Source organism: Acinetobacter sp. X9 (assembly GCF_054889255.1).
Genome location: NZ_CM142679.1, coordinates 509,481 through 530,170 on the forward strand (window position 1 = coordinate 509,481; position 20,690 = coordinate 530,170).

23 protein-coding genes are annotated in these 20,690 nt (G+C 39.4%); 9 read left to right on the top strand and 14 right to left on the bottom strand.

Annotated elements, in window-relative coordinates:
* The first annotated feature begins 3 nt into the window (after window positions 1–3).
* From ACYU0V_RS02550 to ACYU0V_RS02570, 5 genes are read left to right on the top strand one after another with little or no spacing between them, the layout of a single operon-like run.
* Window positions 4–891 (top strand): SDR family oxidoreductase, encoded by an 888-nt coding sequence (locus ACYU0V_RS02550; protein WP_461848912.1) that lies wholly within the window; start codon window positions 4–6, stop codon window positions 889–891.
* A 2-nt stretch (window positions 892–893) separates the two neighbouring features.
* Window positions 894–2,507, top strand: coding sequence for an acyl-CoA carboxylase subunit beta (locus ACYU0V_RS02555; protein WP_461848913.1), 1,614 nt, complete (start codon window positions 894–896; stop codon window positions 2,505–2,507).
* Between the two features lie 42 nt (window positions 2,508–2,549).
* Window positions 2,550–3,707: an acyl-CoA dehydrogenase family protein gene (locus ACYU0V_RS02560; RefSeq protein WP_461848914.1), complete on the top strand. Its 1,158-nt coding sequence runs from the start codon at window positions 2,550–2,552 to the stop codon at window positions 3,705–3,707.
* A 16-nt stretch (window positions 3,708–3,723) separates the two neighbouring features.
* On the top strand, window positions 3,724–4,560 hold the full coding sequence (locus tag ACYU0V_RS02565) for an enoyl-CoA hydratase/isomerase family protein (RefSeq protein ID WP_461848915.1): 837 nt from the start codon (window positions 3,724–3,726) through the stop codon (window positions 4,558–4,560).
* A gap of 18 nt (window positions 4,561–4,578) precedes the next feature.
* Complete coding sequence (locus ACYU0V_RS02570) at window positions 4,579–6,519, top strand: acetyl/propionyl/methylcrotonyl-CoA carboxylase subunit alpha (RefSeq protein ID WP_461848916.1); 1,941 nt, start codon at window positions 4,579–4,581, stop codon at window positions 6,517–6,519.
* 51 nt (window positions 6,520–6,570) lie between these two features.
* Here the strand turns inward: ACYU0V_RS02570 and ACYU0V_RS02575 are convergent, their stop codons facing one another.
* The 9 genes from ACYU0V_RS02575 to rplM all read right to left on the bottom strand — a co-directional run bounded on the left by ACYU0V_RS02575 (window position 6,571) and on the right by rplM (window position 12,072).
* Window positions 6,571–6,990, bottom strand: a complete 420-nt coding sequence (locus tag ACYU0V_RS02575; RefSeq protein WP_170249711.1) for a roadblock/LC7 domain-containing protein — start codon at window positions 6,988–6,990, stop codon at window positions 6,571–6,573.
* Window positions 6,983–7,543: a GTP-binding protein gene (locus ACYU0V_RS02580; RefSeq protein WP_262442538.1), complete on the bottom strand. Its 561-nt coding sequence runs from the start codon at window positions 7,541–7,543 to the stop codon at window positions 6,983–6,985. The genes ACYU0V_RS02575 and ACYU0V_RS02580 overlap by 8 nt, the downstream gene beginning before the upstream one ends.
* Before the next feature lie 8 nt (window positions 7,544–7,551).
* Window positions 7,552–8,517, bottom strand: coding sequence for a hypothetical protein (locus ACYU0V_RS02585; protein ID WP_262468095.1), 966 nt, complete (start codon window positions 8,515–8,517; stop codon window positions 7,552–7,554).
* Window positions 8,518–8,600: 83 nt separating this feature from the next.
* On the bottom strand, window positions 8,601–8,960 hold the full coding sequence (locus ACYU0V_RS02590; RefSeq protein WP_003656109.1) for a roadblock/LC7 domain-containing protein: 360 nt from the start codon (window positions 8,958–8,960) through the stop codon (window positions 8,601–8,603).
* Between the two features lie 341 nt (window positions 8,961–9,301).
* Window positions 9,302–9,958, bottom strand: a complete 657-nt coding sequence (locus ACYU0V_RS02595) for a hypothetical protein (protein WP_005065252.1) — start codon at window positions 9,956–9,958, stop codon at window positions 9,302–9,304.
* A gap of 17 nt (window positions 9,959–9,975) precedes the next feature.
* Window positions 9,976–10,410 (bottom strand): ClpXP protease specificity-enhancing factor, encoded by a 435-nt coding sequence (locus tag ACYU0V_RS02600; protein WP_461848917.1) that lies wholly within the window; start codon window positions 10,408–10,410, stop codon window positions 9,976–9,978.
* 6 nt (window positions 10,411–10,416) lie between these two features.
* A complete protein-coding gene (locus ACYU0V_RS02605; protein WP_005065247.1) occupies window positions 10,417–11,070 on the bottom strand; it encodes a glutathione S-transferase N-terminal domain-containing protein in 654 nt (217 codons plus the stop codon).
* 174 nt (window positions 11,071–11,244) lie between these two features.
* Window positions 11,245–11,631, bottom strand: a complete 387-nt coding sequence (rpsI, locus tag ACYU0V_RS02610) for a 30S ribosomal protein S9 (RefSeq protein WP_002048725.1) — start codon at window positions 11,629–11,631, stop codon at window positions 11,245–11,247.
* 12 nt (window positions 11,632–11,643) lie between these two features.
* The gene (gene rplM, locus ACYU0V_RS02615) at window positions 11,644–12,072 is read right to left on the bottom strand and encodes a 50S ribosomal protein L13 (RefSeq protein ID WP_002117832.1); all 429 of its coding nucleotides are present in this window, start codon (window positions 12,070–12,072) and stop codon (window positions 11,644–11,646) included.
* Window positions 12,073–12,245: 173 nt separating this feature from the next.
* On the opposite strand from rplM, the gene pdxA reads away from it, so the two are divergent.
* From pdxA to ACYU0V_RS02630, 3 genes are read left to right on the top strand one after another with little or no spacing between them, the layout of a single operon-like run.
* On the top strand, window positions 12,246–13,229 hold the full coding sequence (gene pdxA, locus ACYU0V_RS02620; RefSeq protein ID WP_461848920.1) for a 4-hydroxythreonine-4-phosphate dehydrogenase PdxA: 984 nt from the start codon (window positions 12,246–12,248) through the stop codon (window positions 13,227–13,229).
* Window positions 13,230–13,252: 23 nt separating this feature from the next.
* Complete coding sequence (rsmA, locus tag ACYU0V_RS02625; RefSeq protein ID WP_005065242.1) at window positions 13,253–14,065, top strand: 16S rRNA (adenine(1518)-N(6)/adenine(1519)-N(6))-dimethyltransferase RsmA; 813 nt, start codon at window positions 13,253–13,255, stop codon at window positions 14,063–14,065.
* The gene (locus ACYU0V_RS02630) at window positions 14,066–14,908 is read left to right on the top strand and encodes a symmetrical bis(5'-nucleosyl)-tetraphosphatase (RefSeq protein ID WP_461848921.1); all 843 of its coding nucleotides are present in this window, start codon (window positions 14,066–14,068) and stop codon (window positions 14,906–14,908) included.
* Window positions 14,909–15,000: 92 nt separating this feature from the next.
* Here ACYU0V_RS02630 and ACYU0V_RS02635 read toward each other — a convergent pair whose 3' ends face one another.
* From ACYU0V_RS02635 to hflX, 4 genes are all read right to left on the bottom strand, one after another.
* Window positions 15,001–15,444 (bottom strand): DUF2147 domain-containing protein, encoded by a 444-nt coding sequence (locus tag ACYU0V_RS02635; RefSeq protein ID WP_002117847.1) that lies wholly within the window; start codon window positions 15,442–15,444, stop codon window positions 15,001–15,003.
* An 82-nt stretch (window positions 15,445–15,526) separates the two neighbouring features.
* The gene (locus ACYU0V_RS02640) at window positions 15,527–16,201 is read right to left on the bottom strand and encodes an LrgB family protein (protein ID WP_005804924.1); all 675 of its coding nucleotides are present in this window, start codon (window positions 16,199–16,201) and stop codon (window positions 15,527–15,529) included.
* A 10-nt stretch (window positions 16,202–16,211) separates the two neighbouring features.
* Entirely contained in the window at window positions 16,212–16,583 is a 372-nt protein-coding gene (locus ACYU0V_RS02645) for a hypothetical protein (RefSeq protein ID WP_461848923.1), read from the bottom strand.
* Between the two features lie 33 nt (window positions 16,584–16,616).
* On the bottom strand, window positions 16,617–17,960 hold the full coding sequence (gene hflX / locus ACYU0V_RS02650) for a ribosome rescue GTPase HflX (RefSeq protein ID WP_461848925.1): 1,344 nt from the start codon (window positions 17,958–17,960) through the stop codon (window positions 16,617–16,619).
* Between the two features lie 218 nt (window positions 17,961–18,178).
* On the opposite strand from hflX, the gene ACYU0V_RS02655 reads away from it, so the two are divergent.
* The gene (locus ACYU0V_RS02655; RefSeq protein ID WP_240283144.1) at window positions 18,179–18,988 is read left to right on the top strand and encodes a lysophospholipid acyltransferase family protein; all 810 of its coding nucleotides are present in this window, start codon (window positions 18,179–18,181) and stop codon (window positions 18,986–18,988) included.
* On the opposite strand, the gene ACYU0V_RS02660 is transcribed toward ACYU0V_RS02655, so the two are convergent.
* Complete coding sequence (locus ACYU0V_RS02660) at window positions 18,989–20,614, bottom strand: phospholipase D-like domain-containing protein (protein ID WP_461848927.1); 1,626 nt, start codon at window positions 20,612–20,614, stop codon at window positions 18,989–18,991.
* Window positions 20,615–20,690 lie beyond the last annotated feature (76 nt).

Here is a 20,690-nt window from a genome sequence, read left to right on the forward strand (position 1 = left end):
AAGATGAGTTATCAATCAATTTTTAGACCAGATGCTTTTGATAATAAAGTCGTGATTGTGACGGGTGGTGGCTCAGGAATAGGCCGCTGTACTGCACATGAGCTTGCAGCCCTCGGCGCGCAAGTAGTAATTACAGGACGAAAAATTGAGAAACTAGAGAAAGTAAGCCAAGAAATTATAGAAGATGGTGGCTTGGTTCATTTCATTGTTTGTGATAACCGTGAAGAAGAACAAGTGAAAAATATGATTGCTGAAGTGATTGAGAAATTCGGCAAATTAGATGGTTTGGTAAATAATGCAGGTGGTCAGTTCCCCTCAGCTTTAGAGAATATTTCGGCGAATGGTTTTGATGCAGTCGTGCGTAATAACTTGCATGCAACTTTCTATTTAATGCGTGAAGCTTATAACCAATGGATGGCAAAACATGGTGGCAGTATTGTCAACATGACAGCTGATATGTGGGGCGGCATGCCGGGAATGGGACATTCTGGTGCTGCGCGTTCAGGGGTTGATAACTTAACTAAAACAGCATCGGTTGAGTGGGGCAAATCTGGCGTTCGTGTAAATGCGGTTGCACCGGGGTGGATTGTGTCATCCGGTATGGATAATTATAGCGGTGATTTTGCCAAAGTGATTATTCCAAGTCTTGCTGGCAATGTACCGCTAAAACGTATGGGAACTGAATCAGAAGTTTCATCGGCGATTTGTTATTTACTGTCAGATGCTGCGGCTTTTGTGTCAGGTGTAACTTTGCGTATTGATGGCGCTGCATCGCAAGGGACACGCATGTACCCACTAGCCGAAGCGACAAATAGTCAGTCTTATAATGGTTTCCATCGCGCGTTTATTCCTGAAATTTTTCAGAAAAAGTCTGAGGCTGAGGAGGAATAACAATGACCATTCTCCAATCCGAAATTGCTGTTGGTAGTGAACAGTATCAAAAGAATAAAGAGGCATTGCTTACTCAACTGAGTGAAGTCCGTGCAATTCAGCAAAAAAGCATTGATAAATCATATGCTGCCAAAGCGAAGTTCGATAAAAAGGGCAAGATTCTGCCACATGAGCGTGTACGGTTGTTACTCGATGCTGATTCACCTTTTGTTGAGCTGTGTGGTTTGGTCGGCTACAACATGCATGATGACAAGGATGGCTCCGAAGCTGGTGGTGGTGTAATTGCCGGTATTGGTTTTGTGAGTGGAGTGCGCTGTCTGGTTTCTGCAAGTAATAGCGCGATTAAAGGTGGGACCATGTCTCCTATGGGCGTACAGAAAACTTTGCGTTTGCAAAAAATTGCCTTAGAACAAAAACTCCCACTGATTACGCTGACCGAAAGTGGTGGTGCAAACCTTAATTATGCTGCGGAAGTATTTACCTATGGTGGTATGACATTTGCCAATCAGGCACGTCTTTCTGCGGCAGGTATTCCACAGCTTGCAGTGGTGCATGGTAATGCAACGGCAGGTGGTGCTTATCAGCCCGGTCTTTCCGATTATGTGATTGCTGTACGCAAGCAAACCGAGATGCTTCTTGCAGGTCCCCCTTTACTCTTGGCTGCCACTGGCGAAGTGGCAACAGCTGAAGAGTTGGGCGGGGCAGAAATGCATGCACAGGTTGCCGGAACTGCAGAATATTTGGCAGAAAATGATGCTGATGGTATTCGACTTGCACGTGAAATTTTTGAACATCTGAACTGGAAAGAACAAATCAAACCAGTTGAAACGACATATAAAGAACCTCGTTACGATACCGAGGAATTATTGGGTGTGATTCCAAGTGATCCTAAGCAACCATTTGATATGAAAGAAGTGGTTGCCCGCATTATTGACGATTCAGATTTTCTAGAATTTAAGCAGGAATATGATGATTTAACGGTATGTGGCTGGGCAAAAATTGGCGGATTACATATCGGTATTATTACCAATAATGGTCCGATTACGCCTCAAGGAGCAGCGAAGGCAGCTCAGTTTATTCACTTATGTGAACAGACTAACCGTCCGTTATTATTCTTACATAATACTACTGGCTTTATGGTGGGAACCGATGCCGAGCAAAATGGCATTATTAAACATGGCTCAAAACTGATTCAAGCGGTTGCCAATTGTACTGTACCTAAAATTTCAATTGTTGTGGCAGGGTCGTATGGTGCTGGCAATTACGCGATGTGTGGTCGAAGCCTATCACCAGACTTTATTTTTGCTTGGCCAAATTCGCATGTTGCCGTAATGGGTGCTGCACAGGCCGGAAAAGTATTACGTATTGTAGCCGAAGGAAAGCAAAAAGCTTCAGGGCAGGAGCCGAATCCGCAAATGCTCGATTTTCTTGAGCAAAGTACGGCCATGAAATTGGAACAGCAATCTACCGCGCTTTTCAATACGGCTATGTTGCATGATGATGGCATTATCGATCCGCGAGATACCCGAAAATTATTAATTTTCCTTTTACAAACCATTTATGAAGCACAGCAACGAGAGCTAAATTCAACTCGTTTTGGTGTGTCCCGTTTTTAATCAACCTTTACCGCAATTAAAAAAATTAATAGGAATAACACAATGAAATTTACTGCTGAACATGAAGCATTGCGCCGTACAGCTCGTCAATTTGTTCAAAATGAGCTGAATCCACATATTCCAGAATGGGAGGCTGCGGGACGTTTCCCAATCCATGAAGTATTTAAAAAGATGGGTGATCTTGGTTTATTAGGAATTTGCAAGCCAGAAGAAAATGGCGGTTTAGCGTTAGATTATTCGTATAACCTCGTGGTTGCAGAAGAAATTGGCTATGCGGCTTGTGGCGGGGTGCCTCTGGCGATTGGTGTGCAAACCGATATGGCAACACCAGCCTTGGCCCGTTTTGGTAGTAAAGAATTACGTGATGAATTTTTAACACCAGCGATTGCAGGGGAATATGTTGCATCGATTGCAGTATCAGAAGTACATGCTGGTTCGGATGTTGCTGCTATTAAAACAACTGCAAAAAAAGATGGCGATGACTATGTCATTAACGGCAGCAAAATGTGGATTACCAACTCATTGCAGGCCGACTTCTTTTGTCTTTTAGCCAACACGTCTGATGATAAACCTCACGTTAATAAGTCGATGATTATTGTGCCGGCAAAAACTAAAGGGATTAGTTTTTCAGAACCATTAAATAAATTAGGGATGCGTTCAACGACTACAGCACAAGTTTATTTGGACAACGTACGTGTACCACAGCGTAACTTGGTGGGTGTTGAAGGTATGGGCTTTATGATGCAAATGATGCAATTTCAGGAAGAGCGCTTATGGGCATGTGCTAATGCGATTGGCGGCTTGCAGCATTGTATTCAGCAAACGATTAATTACACTAAAGAGCGTACCACTTTTGGTCAACCTCTCATTAATAACCAATATATCCATTTCCGCTTTGCTGAACTTATGACCGAAGTGGAAGCACTCAAAGCATTAACTTATCAAGCATGCGAACAGCATATTGCGGGCGAGGATGTCACGATGTTGGCGTCTATGGCAAAACTCAAAGCTGGACGTTTAACTCGTGAAGTTGCTGATAGTTGTCTGCAATACTGGGGGGGTAACGGATTCATGTGGGATAACCCTGCGTCGCAGCTGTATCGTGATGGCCGCCTAGGGTCTATTGGGGGCGGGGCAGATGAGATTATGTTGGGGATTATCTGTAAGTTGATGGATATTCTGCCTAAAAAGCAGAAATAAAAATAAGGAATACACCATGACACTTTCGACATCTTTACAAGCTTTAGATCTTGATGACAGCATTCAATTGGAACAAGACGGCAGTATTTTATACCTTTGGTTAAATCGACCAGAGAGCCGTAATGCCATGAACTTGAATATGGTAAATGCCATTCAACAAGTTTTTGCTGCTATTCGCGATGACCTTTCGATTCGTGCGGTGATTATCCGTGGCGAAGGCGGGACTTTTTGTGTAGGTGGTGACATTAAAGATATGGCTGCTTTACGAATTGAAGCGACCAATGTCGGCACTCTACAACCTTATGCTGATTTTAATCGCCGTTTTGGTGCCATGCTTGAGCAAGTTGAAGCTGCACCACAGACTGTTGTGGTCATTTTAGAGGGGGCAGTGTTAGGTGGGGGATTTGGTCTTGCATGTGTTTCCGATGTTGCCATTAGTCGTGACAATACCCAGTTTGGTTTACCTGAAACAGGTCTAGGTGTAATTCCTGCGCAAATTGCTCCTTTTGTGGTGAAACGTATTGGCCTGACTCAGGCACGCCGACTTGCTTTACTCGGCATGCGTTTTGAAGGACATACTGCACTGAGTGTTGGTGTGGTTCATCAAATTGCACATAATGAAATCGAACTTGAACAAGCTTTACAGGAAACCATTCAGCACATTAAACGAGCAGCACCAGAGGCTTCGCGTGTAACTAAAGCATTGTTACATCGAACGCTCAATGAAAATTTAAATGAATTGCTTAATGATGCTGCACAGCAGTTCGCTCAAGCGGTTGGTGGTGCTGAAGGACAAGAGGGAACGATGGCTTTTATCCAGAAACGATTGCCAAATTGGGCCGATGAGTCATAAGCGATAAGGATAAAAATAATGAAATTTTCAAAAGTACTGGTTGCCAATCGTGGAGAAATTGCAGTTCGAGTCATGCAGACAGCCAAAGCCATGGGTTATCAGACTGTCACAGTTTATTCCGATGCAGACCGTCATGCTCGCCATGTGCAAGAGGCCGATGAAGCTGTCTATATTGGTGCTTCAAAAGTATCTGAGTCATATCTTTCAATTACCAAGATAATAGATGCATGCAAAAAGACAGCTGCTGATGCAGTTCATCCGGGTTATGGTTTTTTGTCTGAAAATACTGATTTTGCTCAGGCGTGTATCGATAACCAGATTACGTTTATTGGGCCTACCGCTTCTGCAATTGAGTTAATGGGCAGTAAACGCCTTTCAAAAATTGCCATGATTGAAGCAGGTGTACCTTGTGTGCCGGGTTACGAAGGCGATCGTCAAGACCTTGAATATTTAACAGCTCAAGCAGAGCAAATCGGTTTTCCTTTGATGGTTAAAGCTTCTGCAGGTGGTGGCGGTCGCGGCATGCGTTTGGTACAGCACTCCGCTGAGTTGGTGGAAGCTTTACAGACTGCACGTTCAGAAGCTGAAAATGCCTTTGGTTCAGGCGAGCTTATTTTAGAAAAAGCAGTCATTGCTCCGCGCCATGTCGAAATTCAGGTTTTTGGCGATACACATGGCAACTATGTGTATTTGTTTGAGCGTGATTGTTCGATCCAGCGTCGTCATCAGAAAGTTGTTGAAGAGGCACCGTGTCCAGTGATGACTCCCGAATTGCGTCAGCAAATGGGCGAGGCTGCTGTAGCAGCAGCGAAAGCATGCGCCTATGTGGGGGCAGGGACAGTTGAATTTTTGCTAGATGCATCGGGTGCATTTTACTTTTTGGAGATGAATACTCGTTTGCAGGTAGAGCATCCGGTCACTGAACTTATTACAGGATTAGACTTGGTTGAGTGGCAGTTACGTGTTGCCAATGGTGAACAGTTACCTTTAAAACAACATGAGTTGACCTTAACTGGACATGCAATTGAAGTACGTTTGTATGCCGAAGACCCACGTCAGGATTTTTTGCCTCAAACTGGTCAAGTCTTACGCTGGAAGCCTGCAACTTTGCCAAATGTGCGAATAGATCATGGCATGTTAACAACTGATGAAGTCAGTCCATTTTATGATCCGATGGTGGCAAAAGTGATTGCATACGGTAAAACCCGTGAGGATGCAATTCGCTTATTGGCGCGTGCCGTCGATGACTGTGTTTTGCTAGGTGTAAATAGCAATAAGCAGTTCTTGGTCAATTTACTGCGTCATCCGGTTGTTGTGGCGGGTGATACCAATACCGCATTTATTCAGCAGCATTTTCAAGATGATAGCAGTCTACATAAGCAGGTTCTATCTTTAGAAAGCTTAGCCATTGCTGCAGCATTATTTAGTCAAAGTAAAGGAACTGCGACATGGCAAACAGGTCTTGGCGTGCCGTTACCTTTGAAGTTGAAATGTGATGATCAGAGTATCCAATTACAGCTTTCATCTGTAAATAACACGTTTACGGTACAATTCTGTGAGCAAACTGTAAGTATTGAGGTTGTTGAAAAAACAGCGGAACAATTGATCTATCTGTTGGATGGCGTGCGCCGCCGTGTGCAATACGTATTGGATGATGGTCAGCTTTATCTAGATCGTGATAATGGTAATGTTGTGATACGCAATGTGACCTACGCTGCGCCAGAAGCTGCCGACGTAGCAGGCGATGGCAAAATTCGTGCGCCGATGGATGGCGCTGTGGTGAATATTTTGGTCAATAAAGGTGATCAAGTCATAAAAGGCCAAACTTTATTAGTTCTTGAGGCCATGAAAATTCAGCAACAGATTAAAGCTGATGTTGATGGTGTAGTGGAAGAGGTTTTAGGACAGCAAGGCCAGCAAGTAAAAAAAAGGCAAATGTTATTTACTATTCAAATCTAATAAAATACCGCTCATATAGAGCGGTATTTATTTTAAATGAGGAGTCCTGATTTATTCGCCATCGGCTTCCGCAATTAACTGACTTGCTTTTTTTAGACTATATAATAGTTGTCCTAAAAGAACCTCTTTATTGCTTAGCGTAACCATAACCATAGGGTGATGAACAGCAGGAATAGCGGTCAGAATAGCTTTGCCATTATCTGCATCTAAAGTAATGTTGTTACAACCAGTGAGTTGAATCTCTTTTAAAAATGCAGTGACCATTGCCAAAATTGAGCTACTCACTGCTGCTAATTTTGTAGTGTTACGGTAGTTTTTATGACTTACGGTCGCTAATTCAAAACCATCAGAAGAACAAATCATCACAAAGTCTACACCTCGTGTATTCATCAAAATATTATGAGCTTCATTTTTTGCAAGTTGTAGTAACTGTGTTGGAGCGGTCCGTTTTTGAGTTGGGATACTAAGCATGATCATTCCCTTGAGATGTTAAGCCTACCTTGACTTCAAGTGATGCAATTAATGATTCAACCATCATTAAAATTTGTTCTTCCTCACGTGCATCAATAAAAAACAACGGATACGGTAATCCTTTTGCTTTTATCCAATTGCGATATTGTTGAAGTGATGACTCTTTATTTTCGTCAACATGAGTAATACCAATCGCAATATTATCATTGTAATTTTTAAAGGTTTCTAAGTAGCTTTCTAGCTCAGCAATTGGGTTCGAACTATTATGATCTAATAATAAAATAACACCGATTGCACCTTCACAAATGACCGACCATATAAAATCAAAACGGCTTTGTCCTGGGGTTCCATAGAGTCCGATTTTGATTCCGTCATCTAAAGTAATTTCACCATAATCAATGCCTACAGTGGTCTGGGTTTTCTGGTGGCTTTGAACATCTGTATTGAATGCTTCTGTTTCTAGAATTGGAATTTCAGATAGCGATTTAATCGCTTCTGTTTTTCCTGCCCCCATGCTACCTGCAAAGACAATTTTATATTGCTGTATAATCATAACTTCCCTTAAAGACCAAATCGCCGTCTAATTTTCCCTATAAAATTTTTAAAAAAATGATTCTCTGTATTTGAATTCTCTAAGTACGAATTTGGCGTGTAAGTGCATTTGCTTGCAGAAACAAATTTTCCATTATTTGCCATTAAGCAAGCTGTAACGAAGCGTAAGACATCATCAATTGATAAGTTAAGCTGGTTAGCCACATCAGTAATTTTTGCTCCCTGTATAAAGCATGCAGAGAGTTGTAGGCTCACTTTTCTATATTCTTTTTGATAGGGCTGTGGCCAATGATCAATTTTAAAATAGCTATCCTTCGAGGCTAGATTTTCAAAATTGTTAGAATTCCAAATCAGATTCCATAACCAGTCCTGTAAATAATAATCTTTTTTACGCGAAACCTTAGTGAAGTCTGAAGTATTAGCAAAAGTAAAATCAAAGCTTTGATTGGTTTGCGTATGTTGGCGTGATGGCTCTAACCAAGCAATTTGAGTTCTATTATCAATAATGGCTAGAGTACCTTTATCATCAAAAACATGTAGTCTGGCATTTTCTGGACTGTGTAAATTCCTTATAAACTTATCATCAATCAACAGTAGCTCATTTGATAAATCTGAAACTACAGCTGTATTTTTTTTGTTCAAATACGATAATAAGTTTATTTCTATCCAGTTAAGTAAAGACTCTACTTTTTCTAGTGGCAGATGCAGGGTGTGTTCATCAACTTGATATCCATTTTTTGAGGGAATTTTACTAATTTTTAAATAAGGACATTTTTTCTTTTGAAGAATATTTTGAATATTATCTGAATCAAAAAAGTTTTCGTTAATTAATAATAGATCAATATGAATATTAGAAATATTAACCCAATTAATATCATACTGATTAGATATTAAATTTCTGATTAAAGTTTTTAATTCATCCGAAACTTTTAAGCTTAAACCAGAGGTTGCAATATTTATGCAATGCCTATCCATAGTATCACATTAAATTTTATTGAATAAGAGAGGGGTTTTAATGTGCTCTTTATAATAGGTATAAAAAGCACATTTCAGATTAATTAGCTAAAGTCTAACTCTTTTTCAAATGACTTTAACTCGTGGCGAGCCATTGCTAAATTTGACTTACTCCGGTCAAGGACTAAGTAAAGGAATAAATTATTATTACTTTCTAGAGGTCTAATTAAATGGTAAGCCTTACCTAATGTAATTAAAATGTCTTCAATATTGTCATTTAATTTCAAAGCATTGGCGATGTTTCGTTTTGCGCGGATTACTTCTGTATTGCCGGCAGCTGCCAATTCTAAATCAATTTCCCCACCACCTTGAGTTGCAAGTGATAAACCACTTTCTGAATCAACAAGTGCAGATGCAATAAAACCATCAATTTCAGTTAAGCTATCTAAAGAAAGTTTAGCCATGTTTTTTATCTCTCAGGATTCTAAAATTATATTTACTACTTTTTCCTAAAAGTAGTTGAAATTAATTATATTTCTGCTCAATTTGAAGTCAATAAATCAAAGAAATAGAGAAATTGTTGTTTTGGGAAATAAGTGACAGAAAATGTCAGATTATAAAAAATATTATAAGATTATTTTTACATTATACTTTTAATATTGTGCTGAGTTTTACATTATATATTTTAAAATCTGAATAAAACAATTGTAATAGAATGTTAATAAAATATTGAAAAATAAAATATTCTAATTTTAATCATAAAAAGGGGAATAATGAATTCCCCTTTTTTTATATAAAAATCAAATTAAACGAGCTGTGTATAAATACAGTAGAGATAGCCCAAAATTGCTAAAGCAACTACAGGGGCAACAATCTTTGACCATGTAGGTACAGAAATTTCGGCAGCTTGTTCTTCAATATGCACGTCATCATGATGAGGTTGGGCTTGGTGAACCATTTGGTTGAACTCCTTCATTGTTGTATCCAATGATAGCTCTTCTTGTTCCACAGGTTTAGAACCAATTAATTCATTTAGGTGGTTTGTTGACCAAACCCAATCTTCAGCTTGACCTGATAAGTGTTCAATCTGACCTAAAATTAATTCTTTTAAGCCATTATGCCCAAAACCACCTGTTTCATCGAGCTGATTAAGTTCTGCTAACTGCAAAGTTAAAATTTCAGAAATACTCTGTTCTAGTTCTGAATTTTTTAAAGTCGACTGATTATGTTTAGAAGTCGTTAAATGACGAGCAACTTCTTGAATATAAAGTGGATCTGAGGTTTTGATTTCTTGATAAATCTTATTGTCATTCTGACGCCATAAACTAATCAGTTTTCCAAGCGTAAGAATATTCACCTCATCAATCAGTTTATTTTTTTCATTAACTGGATATTGATTTAAAAGCTGAGGCTTTTGAATTTTTATCTGCTCAGCAAAGTATTGGACTAAATCAAATGCCATGCTTTCTTCCTCTAAATTTAATCTAAAATTCTTAACGATGGTTTTTTCTTAGTTGATGTTGTTTCAGTTGCTTCTTGTACTTCTGACTCTACTGTATTTTCTACAGGTGTTACATTGGCATATTCTTCAGGATCAAAGAATAAACCTTGTCCATTCTCACGTGCGTAAATCCCTAGAACAGCTTGAATAGGAACATAAATATCTTTTGATGCTCCGCCAAAGCGAGCTGAAAAAGTAATAGCTTCATTAGTAATAAGCAATTGATGAACTGCATGGGGCACAATATTTAGAACAATTTGCCCATCTTTAACAAATTGTTGCGGAACGTCGGTATGCGGTTGTATCGCATCAACTAATAGATAAGGAGTAAGCTGGTTATCACAAATCCATTCATAGATTGCACGAGCAAGATAAGGACGTGTAGGGGTTAAATCAATAGTTTGCTCAGACATATCACGCTATTCCATATTTAATAGTTCATTGTAACGGTTTTTCTCTTGAGGCGTCATTGATTTAGCAAAAGAAGGCCGTTCAAAGATACGTTTACAGTACAAAAATATAGGTCGACAGTGCTGTTTGGGTAAATCAATTCCCATGCTGTTTAATCTTAAAAAGATAGGGGCAAGCATGCAGTCTAAGATTGTAAAATTCTCAGACATGAAATACGGAAAATGCTGAAATAGGGGAGTAAGTGAAATTAATGTTTCACGTAGTTCTTTTTGAGCTTTTTGCTTTTGTTCGACATTTAGTGAGTCAGCATGTTTTAACATGTGATCTGCTAACTTAAACCAGTCGTTTTCAAGTCTCCAGATATACTGACGCTGTTCTGCACGCATCATAGGTGCATCGGCATAAAGCTTGCTTTGGCGATAACGATCATCTAAATATTCAGCGATGATAGGTGCTGAAAATAATTTAAGATTTTGTTCGACCAACATCGGTAATTGGTTGTAAGGATTTAAGCTGGCTAAATCTTCGTCTTCATGGTCAGTTATGATTAATTGATATTTGATTTGTTTTTCTGCTAATAAGAAACGAATCCAGTGAGAACGGAAATCATCAGCATGACTGTAAAGGGTAATCCCCTGAATAGAGGTGTTTTCGACCGACATATCACAAGACGACGTGGTTGAGTGAATCCATTAGGATACTAAAAATGCTCTAGGAAATCACGGTTCTAAAGAGATAGTTTGTTTATATTTATAAGTTTGCATTTTATGGTTCTATTTTTATAATAAAAAAGCCTTGGAAAAATCCAAGGCTTTTTGTCCAACTCGATAAACGAATTAACGTTTAGAGAATTGAGGACGCTTACGAGCTTTACGTAAACCAAGTTTCTTACGTTCAACTTCACGAGCATCACGAGTAACGAAACCAGCTTGACGTAGAACAGGTTTTAAAGTTTCGTCAGCAGCGATAAGCGCACGAGTAATACCGTGACGGATCGCGCCAGCTTGACCACCGATACCACCACCTTTAACAGTGATGTAAAGGTCAAACTTTTCAGTAACTTCTAAAAGTTCTAAAGGTTGACGAACAACCATACGAGCAGTTTCACGACCGAAATATTGCTCTAAAGTACGGTTGTTAATAACGAGTTTACCTGTACCAGCTGACAAGAAAACACGTGCAGTTGCGGTCTTACGGCGACCTGTACCATAATTAGTAGCCATGTGCTGTATCCCTTAGATGTCCAAAACTTGTGGCTGTTGAGCAGCATGCGGATGCTCAGTACCAGCGTACACTTTCATTTTTTTGATCATTGCATAACCAAGAGGACCTTTTGGTAACATGCCTTTAACCGCTTTTTCAAGAACAGCTTCAGGTTTGTGAGCAATTAACTTCTCGAAGTTAGTCTCACGGATACCACCAGGGAAACCAGTATGGCGATAATATTTCTTATCAAGTGATTTTTTACCAGTCACTTGAACTTGTTCAGCATTAATCACAACGATGTAATCGCCAGTGTCAACGTGAGGAGTATAAGAAGTTTTGTGCTTACCGCGTAAACGACGAGCGATTTCAGTCGCAAGGCGACCTAAAGTTTTGCCAGAAGCATCAACAACATACCAGTCATGTTGAACTTCAGCTGGCTTAGCGCTGAGAGTTTTCATTAAACCACTACCTATTATAGTTGGTTTGGACTATGGAATCTGTCCAAACAAAAGGAGCGAGCATTCTAAACGAGTTTGTCCCAACTCACAAGAAAAATCCATTTTAAGCCATATAATTTAATCCATAAACTGATGAATGTCAGATATGTTAAAATCAAAAAAATTCTTGTTATGTGTCTGGAGTGATTATGCTGCCATTATATGTCACTTCCGGTGAGCCGGCTGGTATTGGTCCAGATATCTGTTTGAGCTTGGCTAAGCGGGTTGATGAACGCCCTGTTGTTATTTTGGGTGACCGAGACTTATTAGAGCAACGTGCCCAAAAACTTGGGGTAAATATTCAATTTATAGAATATACAGGACAGCCTGAGTCATCATCTCTGAATGAACTCTATGTAGAGCATGTGCCTTTAGAAGCAGCGGTTATTGATGGTCAATTAAACCCAGCTAATGCAGCTTATGTATTAGAGCAACTGCGTCGCTCAGCTGATTATGCAATGTCTGGTAAAAGTGTGGGGGTAGCCACGGCACCCGTGCAAAAATCGGTCATTAATGATGCTGGTATTTTATTTAGCGGTCACACTGAATACTATCAAGAGTTTGCAGGTGTAGAACGTGTCGTAATGATGCTTGCAACCAAAACCTTGCGTGTCGCCTTAGCAACTACACATTTACCTTTAAGAGATGTAGCAGATGCGATTACCAAAGAGCGATTGCATCAGGTTATTGATATTTTACTACACGACTTAAAAACAAAATTTAGAATTATAGACCCACGTGTACTCGTGTGTGGCTTAAATCCTCATGCGGGTGAAGATGGTTATTTGGGTCGTGAAGAGATTGAGACCATTAATCCGGTACTCGAAAGTTATCGAGCGCAAGGGGTTAAAATGAGTTTAAGCTTGCCGGCAGATACCTTGTTTACTCCAGAACATCTTAAAAATGCAGATGCTGTACTTGCCATGTACCATGATCAAGGTTTACCTGTGTTAAAATCACAAGGGTTTGGTGAAGCCATCAATATTACATTGGGTTTGCCTTTCATTCGAACTTCGGTTGACCATGGCACTGCATTGTCTTTGGCTGGGACTGGTTTGGCAAAAAGCTCAAGTTTAAATGTCGCTGTTGATTTAGCTTTATCTTTAGCAGCGAGCTAAATTTTTCATGTTGGAAATGTTCTATGTATCAAATTAATGCCCTAAACCCGAAAGATGAAGGGCATAAAGCTCGTAAACGTTTTGGTCAAAACTTCTTACATGATCAACGAGTCATTGCCAAAATTGTGCGCTCTGTAAGTCCGCGTACAGGCGACAATATTGTCGAGATTGGACCTGGTTTAGCTGCCTTAACCTCTCCTTTAATTGGGGAGTGTGATGCATTAACAGTAGTGGAGCTAGATCGTGACTTAGCTGCTGGGCTACCAGAACGTGTTCCACATCCTGAACGTTTGACGATTATAGAAGCTGACGCATTAAAATATGACTTTAGCGAACTGGTAAAAGATGGCCGACCATTACGTGTAGTCGGTAACTTACCTTATAACATTTCAACCCCATTACTCTTTCATCTCTTGGAATTTGGCAGCAAAGTTAAAGATATGCACTTTATGCTGCAAAAAGAGGTGGTTGACCGTATTACTGCTGAACCGAATACAAAAGAATATGGACGCTTGTCGGTAATGATTCAGTATTACTGTCAACCAACATTTTTATTTGAAGTGCCGGCTGGGGCATTTAACCCGCCACCTAAAGTAACGAGTGCTGTTTTCCGCCTTGTTCCGTATGATCAAAAGCCAATTACAGCAAAAGATGAAAAAGCTTTAGCTCGACTGGTTGCCCATGTATTTACTCAGCGCCGCAAAACTTTAAGAAACAGTCTTAAAGGTATGATTGCAGAAGATGGCTTTGAAAAAGCTGGTGTTGATCCGATGGCTCGTCCAGAGACCTTAACACTTGCCCAATTTGTTGCTTTGGCCGATCAAATGGTGGCGTAAATGACTAAGCGTTTTAACTATGTTATTGGCGATGTGCAGGGGTGTTTTGAAGCTCTAAAAGCCTTGCTTAAAGAAATACGTTTTGATCCAGATCAAGACTTTTTATGGTTTGCTGGTGATTTAGTCGCACGTGGTGAAAACTCGGTAGGGGCATTACGTTTTATTAAAAAGCTTGCTGATCGTGGAGCTGCTGCAACTGTACTTGGAAATCATGACCTGACTTTAATTGCGGGTGCGCGTGGTTTAAAAGAGATTAAAGAAAAAGATCGTACCCAAGACGTTATTGATGCGATCGATGGTGATGAGTTAATCGATTGGTTACGTAAACAGCCATTATGTTTATTGCCAAACGAGCATACGATCCTTACTCATGCTGGCATACCTTGTATTTGGGATGCGCAAAAAACTGTAACGTTGGCAAAAGAGGTTGAGGCTGTACTCGCAAACGAAGATTTATCTGTATTGGATGCTTTTTTAGCAGACATGTATGGTTCTAAACCAGATTTGTGGGAAGATAACCTAACTGGTTCTGCGCGTTTACGTTGTATTACCAATTATTTGACTCGCATGCGTTTAACCAATGCCCAAGGGGCTTTAGAGTTTAGTTTTAAAGATTCTTTGGATGCACCAATGCCGGAAGGTTATTTACCTTGGTTTGAATTTCCGAGCAAAGCCGCACAAACTCATCAGATTATTTTTGGTCATTGGGCTGCGCTCGAGGGCCGAACTATTAATGAGCAGATCCAGAATATCGATGGTGGCTGTGTTTGGGGCAGAAAATTAATGGCTTATCGTATTGAAAACAAAGAAATTTTTTCTGTTGAAAATCCTGTGCAAATATAAGAAAAGCAATGCTTTTCTATGAGTGCAAGATGAAGCTTGTAGCTGAGCTAAAAATAAAAAAGCCGCAGAAGCGGCTTTTTTATTGGGAACTATTATTCTACTCGAATCCAGATTTGATTACGCCCTAAAGCTGAAACTCCGAGATAACCGCGCATATGTAAGCGTTTGCCAGTTGAACTGAGTTTTGCTTTAAGCCCGTAAACTTTGCCAGTATTCGGATCTAAAATTTTACCGCCAGTATAGTTCAGTCCATCTACCTGTTTTAAACCAGTTGCGATATCCAGACCTAAAATCGGTTTGTTGGTATATGGCGCAGGGCAATTATCACAAATTTCTTTAGGCGTATAACCTGGGCGTGGCGTTACTTTGATAATTTTCCCGGCATATGTCCCGTTCGCTTCTTTTCGTATTTCTACCTGTGCTTTAGGAGCACCTGTCTTATCATCAATTGTTTGCCAGAGACCTGTAATATCTGCTGCGAATGTAGCAGTATTAATCCCCAATAAGAGCAGAGCTCCAATAAAAATTTTCCCCATAATTAAAAATCCTTTTAACTTTGAAAGGTCATCTTATTTGGAATTAATAGACCGTTCAATGTTTATTTAATCAACTTCTTAATTATGGTGTTCCAAAAGATAACATTAATGTTGGTAGCCAAATTGCAGTAAATACACCATTCAATGCCATACCAAATGCAGCGTAACGACCTGCAACAGGCCCACGTTGCCAAGCTTGAGCTGTTCCGATGGCGTGTGCAGCTAAACCTAAGGCTAAACCTGATGCTCTCTCATCATGAATATGTTTAAGTAAGAATGGTGAGAATGCAGCGCCGATTACTCCAGACAAAATAACAATAAGGGTTACGAGTGTTTCAGGAGCGTGTAATAAAGTTGCGATGTTCAGAGCAATTGGAGTGGTTACTGCACGGGTGGCAAATGCAAGAATGGTAGGTTCGGACATATGTAACAAGTATGCTAGCCCCATAGGTAGGGCAACGGCGCTAATACTTGCAAAAAGTAAAATACCAATGACCGATTTAATTGGAAGATCATCGTAACGCATTGCAGCTAAAGGGATGGCTAATGCTACGGTGACATAACCTAATAGATGACCAAATAAGTCATTCACATAAAGACGATACTGCTCATATGGCACATGCAAAACTGAAAGTAAGCCAATTACAATGAACATGCCGAAAACTAAAAGTGGAACTTGCGGGAAACGTCGGTTTAAAGGCTTTGCACACAGATAACCAATTAATGTGATCAAAAATCCGTAGAAAATCGTAAACATTTTATTCTCCTTATAACCAACGTTTTGCCATTTTTGCATAGACCCACAAAGGTATAAGGGTACTGACCACTAAAACAAAAAGAAATAATGGAATTTCCTTACCCATATGTACCAGCATAATTAATGAACCTGCACAGATAGGTAAAAACGCGAATCCACTTTCTTTCATGATTTTATTATTGGTATCTACTATTCGAAGTGGAATTTTTTTAAACTTTCTCCAAATCAGTAAAATAATAAGTAAGCTGATTAAACCGACCAGATTACCTAATTCTGGATGACCAAAAGCACGCATGACAACGACAGAGCCTTCACGAAAACCAATAATGAGTAGTAAAGTTGCTACCCATGCTGTCCAGTCTATACTTTTGATCTTATCCATATTTTTTATCTCTAAAAGTTTACTTATCGAGTTTTAACTGATCTCGCCCTTGATTTCAAACTCTTCCAATGGTCGCTTAAATTGATTAGCGCGTTCTCCCAAGATTTCTTCTAAGGGCAGTTTTGCTTGGTGAATAAGCTTTTCTAACTTATGTGGTGCAATCTTCACGTCAATATGTAATAAGCCCGCATCATCATAATGTTCAGACTCAATCACATTTAAGGCATAAAGTTGAGTACGTAATTTGCCATAAGCAGGCTTAAGAACGAGTGAAAACTTTTGAATTTGGCCCATTAAGCATTCTTGTACTGCTTTTTGGAGTAACTCTAGACCTTGACCAGAATGAGCTGAAACATACACTCGATCTGGGACGTGGGGCTCAGCATAAATAATTTTGGCCTCTTCACCGCTTAGATCAATTTTGTTGTACACCCGAAGTACGGGAGCATCAGCACCAATATCTTTTAATACGCCTTCAACCGCTTCAATTTGGTCAAGCATGTCGTGGCTACTACTATCAATAACATGCAGTAAAAGGGTCGCTTCTAGTGTTTCTTCAAGTGTTGCTTTAAATGATTCAACCAAATCATGCTGTAAGTTTCGTACAAAACCTACTGTGTCTGCTAGCACAACAGTACCGATACCATCCCAGTCTAAACGGCGTAGGGTTGGATCGAGTGTTGCAAATAGTTGATCAGCTGCGTAGACATCACTATTAGCTAAAATATTAAATAAAGTCGATTTACCAGCGTTGGTATAACCTACTAATGAAACCGTTGGAATAGCTGCTTTTTGTCTTGCAGCACGCCCTTGCATACGAGTCTGTTGTACTTTGTCTAATTTATCTTTTAATTGGGTAATACGAACACGAATGAGACGGCGATCTGTCTCTAGTTGTGTTTCACCAGGACCACGTAAGCCGATACCACCTTTTTGTTGTTCAAAATCGGCAGACCAACCACGAATAAGACGAGTAGATAAATGTTTAAGCTGAGCAAGTTCGACTTGTAACTTACCTTCATGTGTACGGGCACGCAGGGCAAAAATATCTAAAATCAACCCTGTGCGGTCAATAACTCGGCATTTTAATATTCTTTCTAAATTTCGTTCTTGAGCAGGTGATAACGCGTGGTCAAAAATAACCAGACTCGCTTCTAGCTCCTGAACTTGCTCTGCAATTTCTTCGACTTTTCCTGAGCCAATAAAAAATTTAGGATTAGGCTTATTACGCTGAACCTTAATATGTTCAAGGATATCTGCACCAGCAGACTGTGCAAGTAGAGCAAACTCTTCGGCATCCAGATCATCTAATAATTGTACAGAAACACTCACTAAGATTGTGCGTTCACCGCCTTGATGCCGATCAACATATTCCACGTGGCTATAAATCCTGAAAATGGGAAAACTTTATTCTAGAGGAAACTTAAGCAAAAGGGGAAAGCGTTTGTTCTTATCCTTTAGATTAGTTATATGAGATTAGTCTAGTGTTTAGATTTATTTTATTTGCCGTTCTCTAACGTCAATGCAAGTTTAATACGAAACGTATAGAATGACTTGAGATGGGTATAACAATGATTAATCGTTAGTGAAATTTTATGGCTCAAACGCAAAGTATAGTTAATTCAACGTTAAAGAAATTATCAAAAATAGGTTTATACGGAAAAAAGGTCACTTCTGCCACGGCCGCAATTAGTGAAGGTTTTTATCTAGTTTATCGACATGGGCTTTATAAAGATCCTAATAATCCTGTTAATACACGTTATGTCCAATACTTTTGCCGCCGTTTATGTCAGGTTTTTAATTTAGATATAGAAGTACATGGCACAATTCCTAGAGAACCAGCTTTATGGGTAAGTAATCATATTTCTTGGCTAGATGTTGCAGTTCTAGGTTCTGGTGCGCGAGTTTTCTTTCTGGCTAAAGCTGAAATTGAAAATTGGCCTATTCTTGGAAATTTAGCCAAAAGTGGTGGAACGTTATTTATTAAGCGTGGATCTGGCGATTCCGTCAGAATTCGTGAGCAAATTGCTGAATTTTTAAAACAGAATATTCCAGTATTATTTTTCCCTGAAGCCACAACTACAGATGGACATTCTGTTAAAAAAGTACATGGACGATTACTAGGAGCAGCGATTGAAGCACAGCGTCCAGTACAGGTTTGTTTGATTTGTTATGTAAATCGCGATGGGGAACTAGATACAGTTGCGCCATTCATTGGTGACATGACATTTGCCGAACATATTCAACGCGTACTTGAAATGCCTAAAGTCACAGCTCATCTGTTAACTTTGCCTCCTATTTCAGTGGAAGGGCATGACGTCAAAAGTTTAACGCGCGAAGTTCAAGAAAAAATGGTAGAAGGTTTGGCTCAACTACATCAAAAAGTACTTAAGCCAAAAAAATAATTACATAAAGCCTTCAAGTGGCAGCCATGAAAGAAATTTCATGCCTGCTTTTTGCCACCATTTCATCTCAGGTTCCTGTCTATAAATTACAGGACCATTTGGAGTTTCTTGCTGCCAATAAATATGATTGTTAGTGTCGAGCTTTAATTTATAAGCATACTTATTTAAATTTTCATCCATCGTATGGTGAATCGTCTTAGCCAGTGATGGGCTATCTAAAATCACACCAATTTCAGTATTTAAGTAAGCCGAGCGCGGATCAAAGTTAAATGAACCAATAAAAACCTGCTCATCTAATGCCATAAGTTTAGTATGCAAACTTGATCGGCTTAGCCCTTTCATATTTACTTTAGCTTTAGTAGCAAGCTCATCTGTATTTTTATTTAAATCTCTTTTATCTGGTGTCGGTAAAAATTCATAAAGTTGTACGCCGTTTTTAAGCAGTTCTTTACGGTATTTTCCATAAAAGGCATGTACAACAGCAACGTCATTCGCTTTAAAAGAATTCGTTAAAACTCGAACTTCAACACCTTCTTTGGCAAGCGTGCTTAAAATCTTGGCGCCTTGTTTTTCAGGAATAAAATAAGCAGAGATTAAGTCAACGTTACTTTCTGGTTTTTCCAAATGATTAATTAACTGGAAATTGAGGTGTTCTTCTTTCTTAGCTTTCGATTTGATTTTATCAGGTGAGTCTTTTACGACTTCTGCTTTTACCCAATCGAATTGAATATTGTGATTTAGCCATTGATCAAATGCATGAGATTTTGCGGTTAAGTTTAAAAAGTTTTGAACGGTAGCTTGTTGATAGTGTGCTTCGAGTTGGTCTTTTAAGCCTTCATAACGTAAACGGTGCTGCTCAGGACTTACTATACTTTGAACTGAATATGCATATTCATGATTCCAGTAATCATCAAACGAATTCACAATATCATCAACAGCAGCACCTACCAACATTACATCGACATCAGAAAACTGATAGCTATCGCTTACATTGTAATATTGATTGGTCATGTTGCGCCCTCCAATAAGGGCAACCTCATTGTCGGCAATAAAACTTTTATTGTGCATACGACGATTGATACGTTTTAAATCCAGCACCATATCCATTGCACGATATTTGCGGAAACGGTAGGGATTAAAAAGCTTAACTTCAATATTTTTATGCTGAGAAAGGGCAAGTAAAATCCCTTCCATTTTTTTTGCATTATTGTCATCAATAAGAAGCCGGACTTTTACACCTCGATCAGCTGCACGAATAATGGCGTGCAAGGCTAAAGCACCAACTTTGTCATTATCCCAGATGTAATATTGTAAATCTAAAGTCTTTTCGGCTTTATCAATTAATCTGAGTCGGGCAGCTAGGGCCTCTAACGGATCGTTTAGAACATGGAAACCCGTTAACTTTGGATTTTGCTGGCGTAAAGGTGTAATAATTTTGGCAAGTGAAGTCTCAGAGGTATCAATATCTTTTGCATATTGTACTGGCTCAACACCATGTTTTGGCAGAGTACTACATCCTGTCAAACCCACAGCAAAACTTGAACATAGGACTATAGAGGCTTTTATCAAAAAGCCTTTAGCTTGTTGATTCGTTTGAAGCTGTTTGGAAGGAAAGGATTGTGCCATAATCAGTACATACGATAAGGTGAGCTAGAGTATAATTCGTGCATATTGAAAGATAAATATTGAATTTGATTACTAG